Genomic DNA, 18913 nt, shown 5'->3' with positions numbered 1-18913 from the left:
TAATGAAATAATCATTCATCTTGCGAAGCCAGATAAACCAACCCATGCACATCTTAAACGCTGCGTGGGTTGATTAGACCCGACCAGGAGAGCCGAGAATGTCCGCTAAACATGTTTTATCGTTAATCGAAGAGCACAATGTTAGATTTATTGATCTGCGTTTTACCGATACCAAAGGTAAAGAGCAACACGTCACTATCCCTGCTCATCAAGTTGACGAAGACTTCTTTGAAGAAGGTCAAATGTTTGATGGTTCATCCATCGGTGGCTGGAAAGGCATCAACGAATCTGACATGGTATTAATGCCAGACGCATCTACCGCAGTGTTAGACCCATTCTACGCAGATAACACCTTAATCATCCGTTGCGATATTTTAGAGCCGGGCACTATGCAAGGCTACGATCGCGACCCTCGCTCAATCTCTAAACGCGCTGAAGACTTCCTACGTTCTAGCGGGATTGCAGATGTAGTGTTATTTGGACCAGAACCTGAATTTTTCGTGTTCGATGACATTCGTTTCGGCAATAGCATGCACAGCAGCTACTATCATATCGATGATATCGAAGCGGCATGGAATACAGGTACTAAATACGAAGGCGGTAACAAAGGTCACCGTCCTGGCGTAAAAGGCGGCTACTTCCCAGTACCACCGGTTGATTCATCACAAGATTTACGTTCTGCTATGTGTACAACAATGGAAGATATGGGCTTAGTCGTTGAAGCTCACCACCATGAAGTAGCAACCGCAGGTCAAAACGAAGTTGCAACTCGCTTTAATACGATGACGAAAAAAGCGGATGAGACTCAAATTTACAAATACGTTGTACACAACGTTGCCCATGCATACGGCAAAACCGCTACCTTTATGCCAAAACCATTAGTCGGTGATAACGGCTCCGGTATGCACTGCCACATGTCTTTATCTAAAGATGGTGTGAACCTGTTTGCAGGCGACAAATACGGCGGATTATCTGAGATGGCGCTGTACTACATCGGCGGTATCATCAAACACGCTCGCGCACTGAACGCCTTTACCAACCCGACGACTAACTCCTACAAACGTTTAGTCCCAGGCTTTGAAGCGCCAGTTATGTTAGCTTACTCAGCACGTAACCGCTCCGCATCTATTCGTATTCCAGTCGTTGCTAGCACGAAAGCGCGTCGTATTGAAGTGCGTTTCCCAGACCCGGCGGCTAACCCATACTTAGCGTTTGCTGCACAGTTAATGGCTGGTCTTGATGGCATCATCAACAAGATCCACCCTGGCGATGCAATGGACAAAAACCTGTACGATTTACCGCCAGAAGAAGCGAAAGAAATCCCAACGGTTGCGGGCTCTTTAGAAGAAGCGCTGGCTGAACTGGATAAAAACCGTGAGTTCTTAACTCGTGGTGGTGTATTTACTGACGATGCTATCGACGCTTACATCGAATTACTGCGTGCCGATATCCAACGTGTTCGTATGGCACCACACCCACTCGAATTTGAAATGTACTACAGTGCGTAACACGCCGTTCCACTGATAGTCTTTGTTGCCGTGAAGCACTTGCCCCATCTTTTGATGGGGCCTTTTCTCTGCACTGAGTGATAAACTGCAAATATTGGCTTCGACGTATCGGTTAATCAGTAAATAACGTATAATGCACCAAAATAGTGCAGGAGCAATATTACATGAAAGCCGAGCATTTACCTGTCCCCGAACATCTCCTCGATTCCTTAATCAACAGCGTATTGGTGCTGGATTATGATTTAGTCATTCATTATGCCAATCACGCCGCTTTACAGATTTTGGCGCAAAGCCCACGTAAGTTGTATGGCACCCCACTCCCTTTACTCTTTAATTATTGTTCATTAAATGATGAACAGATGCTTAGCAGCTTAAAAACCGGTCACAGCTTTACAGAAAACGAAGTCACGTTAGTACTAAATAACCATTCTCATATGATGTCTCTGAGTGCCCAGCCGCTATCAGAACAATTTATCCTCGTTGAGCTTTCCCAATTAGATAGCCAGCGACGCCTTAGCCAAGAGTTAGCGCAAAATGCCCAACAACTTGCCGCTCGTGAGTTGATTCGAGGACTTGCCCATGAGATCAAAAACCCACTAGGGGGATTACGTGGTGCAGCACAATTATTGTCTAAGGCGCTGCCCGACCCGCAGCTAAACGAATATACCCAAGTGATCATTGAACAAGCTGACCGCTTACGCGCGTTGGTAGATAGGCTGCTAGGTCCACAATACCCCGGACCTAAAACTGAGCAGAGTATCCATCATAGTGTCGAAAATGTGGTGCGCCTAGTTGCGTTAGAAAAACCCAATAATGTCACCTTAATCCGTGATTATGATCCCAGCCTGCCTGATCTTGAATATTACCCTGACCAAATAGAACAAGTGCTACTCAATATCACCCGCAATGCTTTACAAGCCCTTGGTGAAACAGGTGGTAATATTACCCTGCGCACGCGTACGGCATTTCAGGTCATGCTACAAGGCGAGCGCTATAGACTCGCGGCTCGGATTGATATTGAAGATAATGGACAGGGCATTCCGCTTGCCATCCAAGATACCCTATTTTATCCAATGGTTAGCGGTCGCCCAGATGGCACCGGATTGGGGTTATCTATCGCCCGCAGTTTAGTGGACCAACATGCGGGGAAAATTGAGTTCACCAGTTGGCCGGGTCACACCGAGTTTTCTATTTATCTACCCATCAAAAAATAGGAGATAGCCATGCAAAAGGGAAAAATCTGGGTTGTTGATGATGACAGTTCAATCCGCTGGGTGCTTGAGCGAGCACTGAATAGCGCTGAGCTGGATTGCACCTGTTTTGATAGCGCAAATGCCGTGCTTGATGCCCTCAATAATGATCGCCCTGACGTGTTGCTCTCCGATATTCGTATGCCTGATATGGATGGGCTTGCCTTACTCACTCAGTTGAAGCAGTCACACCCTTTACTGCCCATTATCATTATGACGGCACATTCGGATTTAGATGCCGCGGTTAATGCTTACCAGTCTGGAGCATTCGACTATCTGCCTAAACCCTTTGATATCGATGAAACTGTCGCACTCGTCGAACGCGCACTTAACCATAGCCGTGAACAAAACAATACCGCTGGAGACAAACCACAAGCGGCTATCGTTTCGTCAACAATGATCGGCGAAGCTCCCGCTATGCAGGAAGTCTATCGAATTATTGGTCGTCTTTCGCGCTCGTCCATTAGCGTACTAATTAATGGTGAATCTGGTACAGGTAAAGAACTGGTTGCCCATGCACTTCATCAACATAGCCCACGTGCCAATGAGCCATTTATCGCGTTAAATATGGCTGCGATTCCAAAAGATTTAATCGAATCTGAGCTATTTGGACATGAAAAAGGGGCCTTTACTGGGGCATCCCAAGTTCGCCAAGGACGCTTTGAGCAAGCAAATCGAGGTTCATTATTTCTTGATGAAATCGGTGATATGCCACTTGATGTACAAACGCGCTTATTGCGGGTACTGGCTGAAGGGCAATTTTACCGAATTGGTGGCTATACCCCCGTCAAAGTCGATGTCCGTATTATTGCAGCCACTCACCAGAATTTGGAAAAACGCGTGGAAGAAGGATTATTCCGAGAAGACTTATTCCATCGATTGAATGTCATCCGAGTGCAATTACCGCCATTGCGCGAACGTGTTGAAGATATTCCTCGTCTCGCCCATTATTTTTTACAAAATACCGCCAAAGAATTGGGCGTTGAAAGCAAAGTTCTCCACCCTGACAGCATTAAGCTTTTACAGCGCTATCCTTGGTCCGGTAACGTGCGTCAATTGGAGAATGTCTGTCGGTGGTTAACCGTCATGGCAGCGAGCCAAGAAGTGCTGCCACAAGATTTACCAAGCGATCTGTTTGGTAAACAAGAATCCACCAAAGTGGCTAAAGATCCACATTCATTATCCACTAACGCAGTCGATCCTAATATCACATGGTGTGATCTCTTAGAGAAATGGACCGATCTCGCGTTACACGCTGGTCAGCAAGATCTGTTTAATGATGCCATGCCATTACTAGAAAAAACGATGCTCAATTGCGCCCTTAAATATACCGGTGGACATAAACAAGAAGCAGCGCGTTTATTAGGCTGGGGGAGAAATACCTTAACGAGAAAATTAAAAGAATTAGGTATAGAGAAATAACTTTACTTAATGAAAAAAATAGCAATGATCTAATAATGAACATCGGGTAATAAACAAATTACCCGATATAATAAATAAACTTCAGCATTAGATTGTCTAAATATAATTATCAATAACTCCAAAAGAAAAGAAAAACCAATTAATAAAGGATAATAAAAACAAAAGCAATCATATAAAGAAAAGAAATAGAGATAAATACACATTTATCTTTAAGAACAAAACAATAATAAAGGAAATATCTTAAAAATAATCTAAAATTATAATAGAGCATGAAAAGCTCATCGATTATTTTGGAGATCCCCTATGAATAGAAACACATTCAAATCACTATTTTCCATAATATTATTGTTTTCAAGCCAGTCCGCTGTATCTGTAGATGGTAATATTGAATTCATTGGTGAAATTATAGATCAAGCATGTGAAGTAAAAACCGACTCAAAGAATATACAAGTTCCTTTAGGAAGTATTCCAAAGGCAAATTTACCCAATGTGGGTAGCAAATCAACACCCGTATTGTTTACCATTACACTCATTAATTGTCCTGTTACGGTAACACGAGCATCCGTACTCTTTGATGCAATACCCTATCCTGGTGATAATACAGTTTTAGCACTAAAAGCAGATACTGGCGTTGCAACTGGAGTAGGCATTCAATTAACAGACAAGTCCAATGCTATTATTACATTATTAACGCCTTCGAACAGCTATACATTATTGCCAAATGTTGATAATCCATTGAATTTCATAGCAAATTATATTGCAAAAGCAAGCCCTGTCACCCCCGGCCCAGCAAATGGCGCGGCGACCTTCTTAATTGTTTATAACTAATTTACCTAATCAAAAAATAGCGATTATTATTACGAAAGGATAATAAAATGAGAACAATACTTTCCTGCTTTATATTGTTATTTTTAATCATCGATATAAGTCATGCGGGAGTCATTATCGGAGGTACTCGCGTTATTTACAATGAAGGAATAAAAGATGCCACCATTAACTTGAATAACCCTGATGACATTCCTTATTTAGTACAGTCTTGGGTAGATACTAGTGAAAGTAAGCCACAAGAAATTTTCTCAATAACACCACCTTTATTTAAACTTAATGGCGAGAGCAATAATACATTAAGAATATTTTTAACCGATAATACATTATCGAATAATAAAGAGTCTTTATTCTGGTTAAATATAAAAACAATTCCTGCTGTAAAGCATAAAGAAAACTCTTTACAACTTGCCTTCAGAACGAAAATGAAACTCATCTATCGTCCTACTAAGTTAAAAGAAGCTAATTTTAACGAGTTACAAAAAAAAATTATCTGGTCAAAATCAGGTAGCCAATTGACCGTTAAAAATCCAACTCCTTATTATATTAATTTTCAACAGGTCATATTTAATGACGAACAAGTGAATGATGTCAGCTATGTAGCACCTTTTTCATCCAACTCATTTACCGTCAATTCATCTCCAAACCACGGGATTGTTCAATGGGAATTAATTAATGACTTTGGAGCAACGACAGAACGTACTCAGAAAAAGATATAGCCTTTTATAATGCTGGAGATGCTTATGAAAAGTTATTGGTTTCCAGTGGTATGTCTATTCAATTTGACAAACGCCTATGCCAAAGGAAATGACCAAAGTGAAAAGCCAATGTACCCTTCTGATGAAATGTACTTCGAAACCAGCTTTTTAAATTTGCCCGAGGGTCAATCGATTGACCTTTCACAATTTGACAGCAATGAACAATTAGCAGGGACTTATTTTGTTTATATTTATCTAAATCAACAATTTATAACCGCAAAAAAAGTACAATTTATCCCTAATGCTCAAAATAAGCTAATCCCTTGCCTAACAACGCATGAACTGACAGAGTTCGGCGTTAAAACTGCACAATTTCCAGATTTACAACAGAGTAAAGAAACATGTTCCTATTTATCGGCGATACCCGATGCCCATAGTGAATTTGATTTTAATCATCAGCGCTTATATTTAAGTATTCCTCAAATTGCCTTGGTCGATCATCCTCGAGGCTCAATTGACCTTACAGACATCGATAACGGAATCAATTCTGCACTGCTTAATTACAGCTATAGCAGTTCAAAAAATAACAGCAGAACACACCGCAGTGGAAATACATCAACAAGTTATGCCAATTTACGTCCTGGTATCAATTTAGGTGCGTGGCGGCTACGCAATTATTCAACCTGGATAAATAATGATGATACTCATCAATGGGATACGGTCTACACCTATGCATCTCGAAATATTAACAGTCTCAAAAGTCAACTTATTCTTGGAGACGGTGTTTCTCCTTCCATGGTTTTTGACAGTGTGCCATTCCGTGGTATTCAGCTTTCCACCGATGATGATATGTATCCAGAAAGCTTACGAGGCTATGCGCCGACAGTTCGAGGTATAGCTCGTAGTCATGCGCAGATAACCATTCGCCAAAATGGCTATATTATTTATCAAACCAATGTGGCCGCAGGTCCATTTGAAATCAATGATCTCTACCCAACAGGCAGTAGCGGTGACCTTTATATTACGATTAAAGAATCTGATGGAAGTGAGCAGCATCAAATCGTTCCCTTCGCTTCACTCCCTATTTTACAACGAGAAGGCTACCTATTTTACAGTGTAACTGGCGGGCAATACCGTGCCTATGACTCTCATATTGATAAAACGAAATTTAACCAAATTTCAGCTAGTTATGGGCTGCCTTATGACATGACGCTCTATGGTGGCTTACAACATAGCGCTGACTATCAATCTCAAGCCCTTGGATTGGGTAAAAATTTAGGTGATTTGGGGGCAATTTCTGCAGATATTACGATAGCCAATTCAACACTCAGTGATCATTCTCATCATCAAGGTCAATCTTATCGATTTCGTTATAACAAAAACTTGAATATGACAGGCACCAATATTGCACTGGCAGGATATCGGTACTCAACCAGTCACTATTTCAGTTTATCTGAAGTTTTCGACAACTATCGTAATACCGATTTTATCCCTCAAATTGAACGTCGGCGTAACCGTGCAGAAACAACCATTAGCCAAAACTTATGGCAACACTATGGATCAATTTCAGTTGGTTACGTAAATGAAGATTATTGGAACAGCCAGCGTCGAACACAATCAGCCAATATAAGCTATAACAATAATTGGAATGCGATCAATTACAGCATGAATTACACATTCGATAAAAATACGTTTAAATATCATTCATCTAATGATAGCCAATCAGGTCAAACTAATCATTTATTTGCCTTGTCAGTCAGTATTCCATTTACGTTTTTCGACGATACGGCTTATATCAATATGAACACCACTTCAAATAATCACAATACAAGTTCAAGCACGATTGGTATCTCAGCTTCACAGCTTAATAATCGTTTAAGCTGGAGTGCCCAACAAGAGTTCATCAAACATGGGCGCCAAAATGCTGGAAACATCAATGCAACCTATAAAGGTCAATCCGGTGTCATCACAGGAGGGAGCGGATACAGTCGAGATAATTACACGGTTTATTATGGCATAAATGGCAGTGTCGTCGGGCATGCTGATGGGCTAGTCTTTGGACAACCATTAGGAGAAACGGCAGTGTTAGTCGAGATCCCTCAGGCTTCTAACATCGATATATTAAATAATTCAGGTATTAGCACTAACGCTCAAGGATATGCATTAGTGCCTTATGTTTCCCCCTATCGTAAAAATACGGTAGCCGTTGATGTATCTACGCTACCTGAAAATACAGAGGTCGATCTCACGAGCAAAACAGTCACGCCAAGCCGAGGAGCCTTAGTTAAAGCTGAGTTTCGTGCCAATCTAGGGTATCGCGCTTTCATAACGTTGACTCGACCCAATGGTGAACCCGTACCTTATGGCGCTCAAGTTATTTTTCAAAATGAAAAAATGGTGAACAGCATTGTTGATAACAATGGAAAGGTGTATGTCTCCGGGTTGAGTGAACAAGGCAGTTTTGATATTCAATGGAACAATCAACCACTCTGCCATGTGACCTACAATTTAGCTGGGTTACCAAACTATCTTGGTCTATATAAAACGACCGCTATATGCCAGTAGAGAGGAGCCATATGATCACTTGTACATTACAACAAAGTTTAAGCCGTATTTTACTCTTGTTCTGCTTCATTCCGACAATGCAAGCTGCCTGTCTACAAAATCCACGTTTCGTGAATTTAATATCCTATGTGCCATCGCGGACTTATAACGTGTCATATGATGATCTATCTACACGAGATCTTGAAACTATCACAATACCCTATGGCGGTGGAGGCGCATATTTAGATACGCCTGCCACAGGAGCAAATGATTGTGGAGCGACTTATATGTATGGCCGCTTTTTGAGCCCTTGGGCGCCAAATTCAAATCGCATAGCACCATCTAACCTACCGGGGATCAGCATCTCGGTCCGCACTGCGGCGCCAGTATCAGGCTCAGGTTGGTTTAATGAGACATACTTGCCGCCAGCGGGTGGCATTCCAGGATTTAGAATTTCTCATACCAATTGGGATATTATTATAAAGAAAACAGGTCAAGTGACACAATCCGGTTCGCTCACTGCCGGTAATGTCGCATACCTCTACCAAACGAACACCCGCCCTACCAATTCAACGTGGTATCTAACCACATTAAATATGCCTAGTAACTCCATAAAAATCAATGTACTAAGTTGTTCCTTAAAAAGCTCATCGTATAATATTGATATGGGCGATTGGGACACAACTCAGTTCGGTGGTGTAGGCAGCACTAGCCCTTCGGTGAGCATTCCTATCGTATTGACCTGTAAACCTGGCACTAATATAAAAGCAACAATAACGAGCAATGCAGGTTATCAGGATGAATCAACAGGAAAATTGAAACTGGAAGGTACTGGGCAAGCAACTGGCATTGCGATTCAACTATTAGATAAAAATAATAGCCCTATTCGACTCAATTTCCGCAATAGCCTGCAAAATAATGTCCCTGCTGGAGATTATATTTTTAATTGGAAAGCTCGCTATATTCAAACCGCGACCACCATCACTCCGGGTACAGCTAACTCCAGCGCGATGGTCAATATTCAGTATGAATAGGCAATATGATGAATAGTCTTCAAAAATTATTGATTGGTAGTGCATATGTAGTATGCCACTACGCATATAGCGCCAATAATATTGCGCTCTATTTTAATGGCTCAATTAAAGCGTCACCCTGCCAGATTGAACAAACTGACTATATTATCGATCTAAAAACCATCAATATTGCCAATATAAGAGATAACTTACGATCGCCATGGGTTAACTTTAATGTCAGTTTGAAAAATTGCCCAACCAGCTCCCGTCAATCAATCATGACGCTAACCGGTACGCCAGACCCGACAAATCCAACCTATTTTATTAACCGTGGTACAGCCACTCATGTGGCATTAGATCTCACCACTGGAAATAGCCACACTCAAGTGAAAAATGGAACCCAAATCACTACGCCAATCAACCAACAAACTCACAGCGTACAGATTCCTTTTTCAGCCCGTGTTGCTGGTTTAAACAATGGTATGACAGCCGGTACTTTTCGTAGTCATGTGGAGTTTACCTTCACTTATAACTAGTCCATTTTTTTACATACAGTGTATCCCATAAAAAACGATCACTGTCATTTACATTAATTGAGAGGTGCAAAATGCATGATAAATACCCAATATCCGAAATCATTGGACATAAAATAAAGTTTCTTAGAGAGCGAAAAATATTATCTTTGCAGGAAGTTGCAAATGCAATTGGTATTGATGAAATACAACAAGCTCATTATGAAAAGGGGCAATCTCGAATCCCGATTGATAAATTAAAGCAGTATGCCAACTATTTCGAGATTAACATGGTAACCTTTTTCATTTTTACTGAGAAAGAAAAGAAAACAATCAGGGCGTATGTACAAAAAAAATCAGGCTCATAATCTGATTATTTTTTAAAACAATAAATTCAGAGTTGCCCCGCATTAATAAAACATCTTATTCAGATTATTGAAATGAGATAAACAAACACATCAAGATTTTATTTAAATCATATCGAATAACAATCAAGTATAATTTAGATTATTATTTTACGACACTCCCAGCCACCATTAGAAAAAAAAATGAAACATTAATTCATCCATCCCCCTCATACGGTGTATCTCCTTAATTAACCATTAGCAATATGTAAATAATGAAATTAAATATTTATTTTAAATATTCATTTTAAGTATCATTTAAAAACACCCACATTTATAAATACAAACTATTATAAAATCCAACTCCTACCGTGATTTAAAAGATAAAAATAGAACAAAACAAATTAAACAATCAATTAAATCTAAAAAACCAAAAACTTGTTTAATGTTAAAATAAAAGTCAAAATACCCGTCAATTGGGTAATTCATTATTTTAATGAACCTCAATTCTTCAAATAAAATATCTCTCGGAGAAAATAAATGAAAAAAAATTTACTGGCATCGTTAATTGCTGCGTCTTCTATTTTTGCTGTAAATAGTGCATTAGCCGCAGATGGAACAATTGATTTCACGGGTGAAATCACTGATCAAGCTTGTGAATTAGCCGCTGGCTCTGACGCATTAAAAGTGAACTTAGGTAAAGTATCTAAGAAAGCATTACCAAGTGCTGGAAGCACAGCTGCTGCAACAAAATTTACTATTAAATTAATTAATTGCCCAACAACTGTGACATCAGCATCCGTAAAATTTGATGCAACCTCTTACCCAGGAGATGACTCTGTTATTGAACTTAAAGATGCGGGTCAATCTGGTGTTGCTAAAGGTGTTGGTATTCAAATTACCGATGATGTAAATACCGTTATTCCTCTATTTACTGCATCTAAAGCTTATCCTTTAAAAGATGGTGTTGAAAACAATTTAGATTTTAGAGCTCGTTATATTGCTCAAACCGACAGCGTTGATGTGGGTTTAGCGAATGCAAATGCAACATTTACAATTAACTATAATTAATTAGTGATTAAGGTTTAAATGGAATTAAGCCTTAATATTCTATTCAATGGTGGTAATATGAAATTTATTGTTTACGCTCTTATTTCTTTATTCACGCTTATTAATACCGCTTATGCTGGTGTAATTATTGGTGGGACTCGCGTTATCTATTCCGAAGGGAATAAAGATGTGAGTATTTCGGTTGAAAACCCAGATAAAATCCCCTATTTAATCCAATCTTGGATAGATGGTATTGATGAAAAAAAACAGTCTGATTTCACTATCACACCACCATTATTTAGATTAAATCCAGAAAAGACTAATGCATTACGCATTTTTTTAACTGAAAACAAACTTCCTCAGGATAAAGAATCTTTATTCTGGCTAAATATAAAAACTATTCCGGCAACTGAACGTACAGAAAACTCATTACAAATTGCGTTTAAAACTCAGATGAAGCTAATTTATCGACCTTCAATTTTTAAAAACGTTAACTTTGAAGAAGAGCAAAAAAAATTAACATGGTCTAAATCAGGAAAAATGCTTTCTGTTAATAATCCAACGCCTTATTACATGAATTTCCAGAGCATTACTTTTAATGGGAAAAAAGTTAATGATGTTTCCTATGCCGCACCGCTGACAACAACAACCTTTGAAATTAATGATATGGCAACTAGTGGAACAATTAAGTGGGAAGTTATTAATGACTATGGTGCTGCCGAAAAACCCGCTGAAATAAAAATATAGAAAATATAATAGTAGGTCACAACCCAATGAAAATAAATAAAATATGCTTTGGCCTATTTTTATATCTAGGCTATACGGTTTCACTGTATGCGGAAAATAATACAGATAATAATGTGTATTTCGATCCTGATTTTTTAGAGCTACCCAATAAAGATGCCGTTGATTTAAGTCAGTTTGAAAATAATGAACAATTAGCCGGAAGTTACTATGTCGATATTTACGTTAACACTAACTTAATCGGTGCAAAAAAACTTAATTTTGATAAAAACAGGGATAACCAATTAATCCCCTGTTTATCTCTCGCTGATTTAACAGATTTCGGTGTCAAAACGGCTGAATACCCTGAATTACAAAGTACAGGCACTGACTGTGTGAATTTAGCCGCAATACCTGACGCGAAAAGCCACTTTGAGTTTGACTCACAACGGCTATATTTGAGTATTCCGCAGATTGCCTTAGACAAAAATCCTCGTGGCTATGTCAATTTAGAGAATATTGATAATGGGATTAATGCGTTAATACTGAATTACAGTTATAGCGGCTCCAAAAATTATGACCGTAAAAAAGGCGGCTCTGATACGACTTCAAACTATGTGAATTTAAGACCTGGCTTAAATATCGGGGCTTGGCGTCTGCGTAACTATACCACATGGTCAAGTAGTGATGGTCAATCCAATAAATGGGACACCGTTTACACTTATGCTTCTCGCGGTATTAATCGCATTAAAAGCCAGCTAACACTTGGAGACAGCGTATCGCCATCAATGGTGTTTGATAGCGTACCATTTCGTGGTGCGCAGCTAGCCACCGATGATGATATGTACCCTGAGAGTTTACGCGGCTATGCACCCGTTGTTCGAGGAATCGCGCGTAGTAACGCCCAAATTACTATCCGCCAGAATGGCTACACCATTTACCAAACTGAAGTGGCTGCCGGCCCCTTTGAAATCAATGATCTGTACCCTACTGGTGGCAGTGGCGACCTCCACGTCACTATCAAAGAATCGAATGGTAGCGAGCAATATCAAATTGTGCCATTTGCATCCTTACCTGTATTACAGCGTGAGGGCTATTTCTCTTATAGTGCAACTGGTGGACAATATCGCTCCTATGATAGCCATGTGGATAAAACCCATTTTGGTCAATTTACTGCTATTTATGGTCTCCCTTATGGGATTACCGCCTATGGTGGGAGTCAATTCAGTGAAAAATATCAATCTTATTCCATTGGTGCGGGGCAAAACCTAGGGCAATTAGGCGCAGTGTCTATCGATGTCACCCATGCAAATGCCAAGTTTAGTGATGATAGCAAAGAGCAAGGGCAATCTTACCGCTTCCGTTATAATAAGAATATCAATGATATAGGAACAAACATTGCCTTGGCAGGCTATCGATATTCCACAAAAGGTTACTATAGCTTATCGGAAGTATTTGACACTTTTAGAGACACTCACTATACGCCAGAAATTGAACGACGCCGTAACCGCGGCGAAATTACTCTCAGCCAAAACCTAGGGGAAAATTACGGATCATTATCGATTGGTTACGTAAATGAAGATTATTGGAATAGTGATAAGAAAACCCAATCAGCCACACTAGGATACAGCAATAGCTGGCAAGGCATCAGTTACGGCATTAATTACACCTATAACCGGGATACCAGCACATATGCTTATCAAGGGAAGAGCCAAGGTCAAAGTGAAAACGATCACCAGCTCGCCTTAAACGTCAGTATTCCCATTAATCTATTTGATAGTACTTTTTACTACAACCTCAATACAAACAGCAGTAGCGGCGGTCCAAACTCAGGAAATATGGGACTCTCGGCTAGCCAATTGGATAACCGCCTCAACTGGAGTATTCAACAAGGTTATACCACCCAAGGGCAAGGCGCATCTGGGAATATGAATGCTTCATACAAGGGTCAATACGGTGAAGTCTCTGGGGGAAGTAGTTACAGCAAGGATAATTACAACCTCTATTACGGTGCGAATGGTAGCTTCGTCGCACACTCTACAGGCTTCGTACTTGGGCAACAACTCGGTGAAACCGCAGCGATAGTGGATATCCCAGAAGCTGGCGATGTACCAATCCTGAACCAAGCAGGCGTCGTCACGAATAATCAAGGCTATGCATTAGTGCCGTATATCACGGCATACCGTAAAAACGTGATTGATATTGATACCTCGGCATTACCGGATAATACCGAAATGGAATTAACCAGCCAAACGGTCGCACCAAGTCGCGGAGCACTCGTTAAAGCCAGTTTTGCCGCCAATGTGGGTTATCGAGCCATGATAGAACTTAAATTTACAGATGGAAAGCCCGTACCATTTGGCGCCCAAGCCATCTTTAAAGATAACAATCAATTAAATGGCATGGTGGGTAATGATGGTGAAATTTATTTATCCGGCTTAGCCGAAAGCGGCAGTTTTATTATCCAATATAACGAGAAACAACAATGCCAAGTTAATTATAATTTGGCCGATGCCTCGAATTATTTGGGTTTATATAAAGCAACTGCAATTTGCCAATAATAAGGAAATAGATCATGAGAAGATTAATATATAGACCTATATTAATAATTACATTTCTATATTCAGGATATGTTACAGCAGCATGCACTTTAAACCCTAATTTAAATAATAAAATCGCGAATATTCCTAATAAAGTATATAACATTCAGTATGATGATACCGGAACCCTAAATTTGGAAAGCTTTAATGTGAGTTTCTCTTCCTCTTCCCAGTGGGTTACTAGTGATTCAAGCTCCTGTGCCACATCGTATTTAACGGGTAGTTTTATAAATAGCTGGACCCCAAATTCGAATAAAATTGCCTTATCCAATATCTCTGGTATTGGTATTACAGTTTCAACCGCAGGTATTGGTAATTTTAATGCTGTATGGGATCAGAATAACCAGAACTACAATATATTAACAACACACTGGACGGTCACAATAAAAAAACTAGGTCAAGTGACACAATCAGGAGTATTACGAGCAGGTAATGTCGCTAGGCTAACAGCAACTTACCGTTCTCCAACGAATGTAACTTGGAATTTAACAACATTAAATATGCCAGCAAATGCTATCCGTATAAATGTACTCAGTTGCTCGTTAAAAAACAATCAGTCTGTTTATAATATTGAACTTGGTGATTGGTATGATACCCAATTTTCAAATATGGGTGACACCAGTACCGCCGTAGATATTCCAATTACTTTAACCTGCATGTCTGGTGCCAATATTAAAGCAACGATTACGAGTTCCGCTGGCTATGTGGATGTCAATACTGGGAAATTAGCCTTATCTGGTGCGGATAAAGCCACTGGAGTAGCGATTCAATTACTCGATAAAAATAGTGTCCCCATAAAGCTCAATACTAAAAATAGTTTACAAAATAGCGTACCTGCCGGTGATTATATGTTTAATTGGAAAGCTCGTTATATTAAAACAGCAGATAAAATAACACCCGGAAGTGCGAATTCAACAGCCACTGTGAATATCCGTTATGAATAGGAAAAAATAATGAAAAAGTTAATACTCCCTTTATTCTTAGCGAATAGCCTATTCATCAGCGTAGGTGCTTTTTCTGCAAGTACAGTGACGCTTAATTTTAAAGGCAATATTAAAGCGGCAACTTGCAATATTTCTGGTGGAAATAACATCGATATTGACTTGAAACGAATGCCCGTCGATTTATTTAATCAGCCACAAAGTGGGTCTGATTGGAAAATGTTTAACATCGATATGAATAACTGCTCTTCTTATGTGAATCAAATAGTCCTCACATTTAGTGGAACCGCAGATACAAATAATATCAATGACCTATATAAAAATACGGGCACAGCAAAAAATATTGCAGTGCAACTTGAAAGTGGGGATGGCACAACCCCACTAGGCAATCAAAAAGTGTTACGGGTACTGCTAGGTGGAAAAAATAGCCTCAGCATTCCGTTAAGAACCCGCGCATTTAGTGCGCTTGGTAATGCGAGCGCAGGTTCTGTTTCTGCCAATATTACAGCCACTATCACTTATCTATGAGGAAGAAAACAATGAAAAAAATCATACTTTCATTATTACTCCTAACATCTCCCTTAACGGTCATGGCGCAGGCTGCCAATATTCATGTCCATGGCTATGTCACCGCATTGCCATGTGAGTTAGAAAAAGCTAACTATCTTATTGACCTAAAAAAGGTCAATGTTTGGAATATTCGTGATACTCAAACCTCTCCTTGGGTAGATTTTACGATTAAATTAAAAAATTGCCCTGTAGATACCCAAGAAGCGATGATGGTAATTAACGGAACACCCGATAATGTCGTAACCAATTACTTTATTAATAGTGGCAGTGCCAAAAATGTCGCATTAAATTTAGCTTATGGCGAAAATAAAATAACGGTAAAAAATGGCGAAAAAATTACGGCACCAGTCAATACCCAAACTCGTACCGTTGAAATACCACTATCCGCAAGAATGGCAGGATATGGTACAGGAATGACGGGGGGCTCTTTTAAAAGTCATCTTGACTTCACACTAATTTATAATTAATAAATCTTTAAACGATACTCTTATTTTAATAAGCCAATTAAGATGATGAGTATTCACTAGATAAAAACAATGTTCACTAATTGAAATTCTAATTATGAATCTCCATATAAAATAAATAACTTTAATTGAGGTGATGTAAGTCAAGATATCAATATAAATACCTGATAGATATATATTTAAGGTAATGGTATTCATTTGCCTTCTGTTAATTCATTTAACATATCGCAAATAATAAAAAGAGGTTAAATAATGAAAAATAGCTACCCGGTCTCTGCTGTTATTGGATATAAAATAAGAGAACTACGTAAGGAAAAAGGGTTATCCCTACTTGCTGTAGCTAAAACTATTGGAATTAGTGAGCAACAGCAATTACGTTATGAACGTGGACATAATCGGATATCGATAGATCGGCTCAAACAATATGCTATTTACTTTAATATTAATATTAATGACTTCTTTTTATTTAATGAGCACGAAAAGGAAAAAATAAAAAGGGAACTGAGAAGAAAGCTAGAAATACAGTAATTATACTTAATCCTACTGGTCATTATGATGAAAAAAAATACATCCAAAATTGTCGGTGCCCGAATTAGGACACTGAGGAAAGATCGCAATATGAGTATCCAACAACTGAGTAAGTTGTTGGGTATTAGTCAACAACATCAATCTCGCCATGAACTAGGCGAAATGAGAATTCATGTTGATACACTTTATTCTATTTCAGAAATACTGGAGCTGGATATCCGAGAGTTAATGAGTGATTTTATCGATTCATATAGCTGTACATACACCTCTGATAAAAAGGAAAAAGACAATTTATTAGTCGCCGAATTGCTCTTATCGCCAGAACAAAATTTCTCTTTATATAAATAACCAAATCAATATTGGCAGGAAATAACCTGCCAATACCACTGTCTACATATTCTATTTGCTGTATTTGATACTCTTAATCAGGAGCGAACATGCACTTTAATTTTAAAAAAATATCTTTTTCTTTTTGTCTCTTTGTCTATTCTGGGTTTTCCTTTGCTGCATGTATTCAAAATCCTAGATTAAACAACATTACTGTTAATGTCCCGACCAGGACATATACCATTCAATATGATGATGCTTCATCTAAAGAACTTGGTCGATTTATTGTCACGTTTGCCAATAGCGATATTAATACCTATTCAGGTAAAAATGGACAATGCGGACAAGCTCGGCTCTATGCCAGCTATGTTAATGGTTGGGTGCCTAACGCGAATAAGGTTGCAGCGACCAATGTTGCCGGTATTAGTGTCGAAATTGTAGCCACTGCAATAGGCAGCATTAATGTCTACAGTCGCTATCCTGTTCAAGGACGACTACCTTGGACCATTGTTGCACCTCAATGGACCATGATCATTCGTAAAACCGGCGCGGTACCTCAATCTGGTAGCTTAAAGGCGGGCAGTGTGGCTCGGTTAATCCAAGATAATCCTAATCACGTTAACTGGAATTTATCTACTCTCAACATTCCCGCCAATGCCATTAAAATTAATGTCGCTAAATGTTCTACGAAGTCGAGCAACTACACCATTAACCTTGGCGATCGATACGATACTCAATTTAAAAATATTGGGGATGTCAGCACAAACGTCAATATCCCTATCACCCTTAGCTGTGCGGCAGGCACGAATATTAAAACAACCGTCACGAGCAGCGCAGGCTACGTGGATGCGGCAACTGGAAAGATTAAACTCTCTGGAACAGGCTCTGCCACTGGCATTGGTATACAATTGCTTGATAGAAATAACTCACCAATACCGCTTAATACTAAAAATAGCTTACAAAATAATGTTGCTAACGGAGATTATATTTTCAACTGGAAAGCCCGCTATGTAAAAACAGCCGCAAAAGTGACACCCGGTACGGCAAACTCCACTGCCACCGTGAATATTCGCTATGAATAATCAAATTAATTCTATCTGCTATTAATTTTACTTTAACAGTAGATAGAATTAACACATCAATACGCGACCACTTATAAAAATAGAAAAAGCTTAATAAAAAAACGTTCTCATACTTATTTAGACTATTCATTTAAGAGCATTAAACCCCTTTCATTCTTTTTTAGATAATACATATTTGTACATTAGAAAAATCAAACCATCCTCTTCCAAACTTTAAATTTAAATAATCACCATATGAGAGATGCGTTATAGTTTAAAATTACAAAATAATTATTTTTAGTTTTATATCGTTATTTCACTTTATCCCCCAATCTGATAAACCAGTAAAAAACAATAATTAAAAACGTTTAATCTTAAAAATAACGCATGTTGAGTTTATTTATTAATTAATTACTTAATATTTATAAACTAATTATATTTACCTAAAAACCCACCATCTTGTTTATTTATAAAAATAGTCACAAAATACTCGTGCTTTGTGTAAATAAGCAAATAAATATATTTCCTCAATA

Annotated in this window: 18 protein-coding genes; all 18 read left to right on the top strand. The window is 38.9% G+C overall.

The features are described from left to right. The first annotated feature begins 98 nt into the window (after nt 1-98). Nucleotides 99-1508, top strand: a complete 1410-nt coding sequence (gene glnA, locus PR795_RS09415) for a glutamate--ammonia ligase (RefSeq protein WP_006659612.1) — start codon at nt 99-101, stop codon at nt 1506-1508. Nucleotides 1509-1672: 164 nt separating this feature from the next. Beyond that, a complete protein-coding gene (gene glnL, locus PR795_RS09410; RefSeq protein ID WP_006659613.1) occupies nt 1673-2722 on the top strand; it encodes a nitrogen regulation protein NR(II) in 1050 nt (349 codons plus the stop codon). 9 nt (nt 2723-2731) lie between these two features. Continuing rightward, nucleotides 2732-4180 carry a nitrogen regulation protein NR(I) gene (gene glnG, locus PR795_RS09405; protein ID WP_181480492.1) on the top strand — a complete coding sequence of 483 codons (1449 nt, stop codon included), beginning with the start codon at nt 2732-2734 and terminating at the stop codon, nt 4178-4180. 303 nt (nt 4181-4483) lie between these two features. Next, nucleotides 4484-5008, top strand: coding sequence for a fimbrial protein (locus tag PR795_RS09400; RefSeq protein WP_272516817.1), 525 nt, complete (start codon nt 4484-4486; stop codon nt 5006-5008). 47 nt (nt 5009-5055) lie between these two features. Next, complete coding sequence (locus tag PR795_RS09395; protein ID WP_036977865.1) at nt 5056-5724, top strand: fimbrial biogenesis chaperone; 669 nt, start codon at nt 5056-5058, stop codon at nt 5722-5724. A 108-nt stretch (nt 5725-5832) separates the two neighbouring features. After that, nucleotides 5833-8268 carry a fimbria/pilus outer membrane usher protein gene (locus PR795_RS09390; protein ID WP_228075561.1) on the top strand — a complete coding sequence of 812 codons (2436 nt, stop codon included), beginning with the start codon at nt 5833-5835 and terminating at the stop codon, nt 8266-8268. Nucleotides 8269-8279: 11 nt separating this feature from the next. After that, nucleotides 8280-9281 (top strand): fimbrial protein, encoded by a 1002-nt coding sequence (locus PR795_RS09385; RefSeq protein ID WP_036959653.1) that lies wholly within the window; start codon nt 8280-8282, stop codon nt 9279-9281. Between the two features lie 5 nt (nt 9282-9286). Continuing rightward, complete coding sequence (locus PR795_RS09380; protein ID WP_006659620.1) at nt 9287-9796, top strand: fimbrial protein; 510 nt, start codon at nt 9287-9289, stop codon at nt 9794-9796. A gap of 71 nt (nt 9797-9867) precedes the next feature. After that, nucleotides 9868-10140: a helix-turn-helix domain-containing protein gene (locus PR795_RS09375; protein WP_006659621.1), complete on the top strand. Its 273-nt coding sequence runs from the start codon at nt 9868-9870 to the stop codon at nt 10138-10140. Between the two features lie 516 nt (nt 10141-10656). Then, nucleotides 10657-11187, top strand: a complete 531-nt coding sequence (locus tag PR795_RS09370; RefSeq protein WP_006659623.1) for a fimbrial protein — start codon at nt 10657-10659, stop codon at nt 11185-11187. Nucleotides 11188-11244: 57 nt separating this feature from the next. Further along, nucleotides 11245-11913, top strand: a complete 669-nt coding sequence (locus PR795_RS09365; protein WP_036959740.1) for a fimbrial biogenesis chaperone — start codon at nt 11245-11247, stop codon at nt 11911-11913. A 26-nt stretch (nt 11914-11939) separates the two neighbouring features. Further along, nucleotides 11940-14450: a fimbria/pilus outer membrane usher protein gene (locus PR795_RS09360; protein WP_036959650.1), complete on the top strand. Its 2511-nt coding sequence runs from the start codon at nt 11940-11942 to the stop codon at nt 14448-14450. Between the two features lie 14 nt (nt 14451-14464). Beyond that, nucleotides 14465-15433: a fimbrial protein gene (locus PR795_RS09355; protein WP_006663075.1), complete on the top strand. Its 969-nt coding sequence runs from the start codon at nt 14465-14467 to the stop codon at nt 15431-15433. 9 nt (nt 15434-15442) lie between these two features. Further along, nucleotides 15443-15958 (top strand): fimbrial protein, encoded by a 516-nt coding sequence (locus PR795_RS09350; RefSeq protein ID WP_006663076.1) that lies wholly within the window; start codon nt 15443-15445, stop codon nt 15956-15958. Between the two features lie 11 nt (nt 15959-15969). Further along, a complete protein-coding gene (locus tag PR795_RS09345) occupies nt 15970-16467 on the top strand; it encodes a fimbrial protein (RefSeq protein ID WP_006663077.1) in 498 nt (165 codons plus the stop codon). A 249-nt stretch (nt 16468-16716) separates the two neighbouring features. Continuing rightward, entirely contained in the window at nt 16717-16992 is a 276-nt protein-coding gene (locus tag PR795_RS09340) for a helix-turn-helix domain-containing protein (protein WP_006659629.1), read from the top strand. 24 nt (nt 16993-17016) lie between these two features. Beyond that, nucleotides 17017-17340: a helix-turn-helix domain-containing protein gene (locus PR795_RS09335; protein WP_336297982.1), complete on the top strand. Its 324-nt coding sequence runs from the start codon at nt 17017-17019 to the stop codon at nt 17338-17340. Nucleotides 17341-17429: 89 nt separating this feature from the next. Continuing rightward, on the top strand, nt 17430-18401 hold the full coding sequence (locus PR795_RS09330) for a fimbrial protein (protein WP_272516816.1): 972 nt from the start codon (nt 17430-17432) through the stop codon (nt 18399-18401). The last annotated feature ends 512 nt before the right edge of the window (nt 18402-18913 follow it).

This window comes from Providencia sp. PROV209 (assembly GCF_028479485.1).
Classification (GTDB): Bacteria; Pseudomonadota; Gammaproteobacteria; order Enterobacterales; family Enterobacteriaceae; genus Providencia; species Providencia alcalifaciens.
Note: the sequence above shows the minus strand (reverse complement) of the source record. Positions and strands in the feature narration are given on the sequence as shown.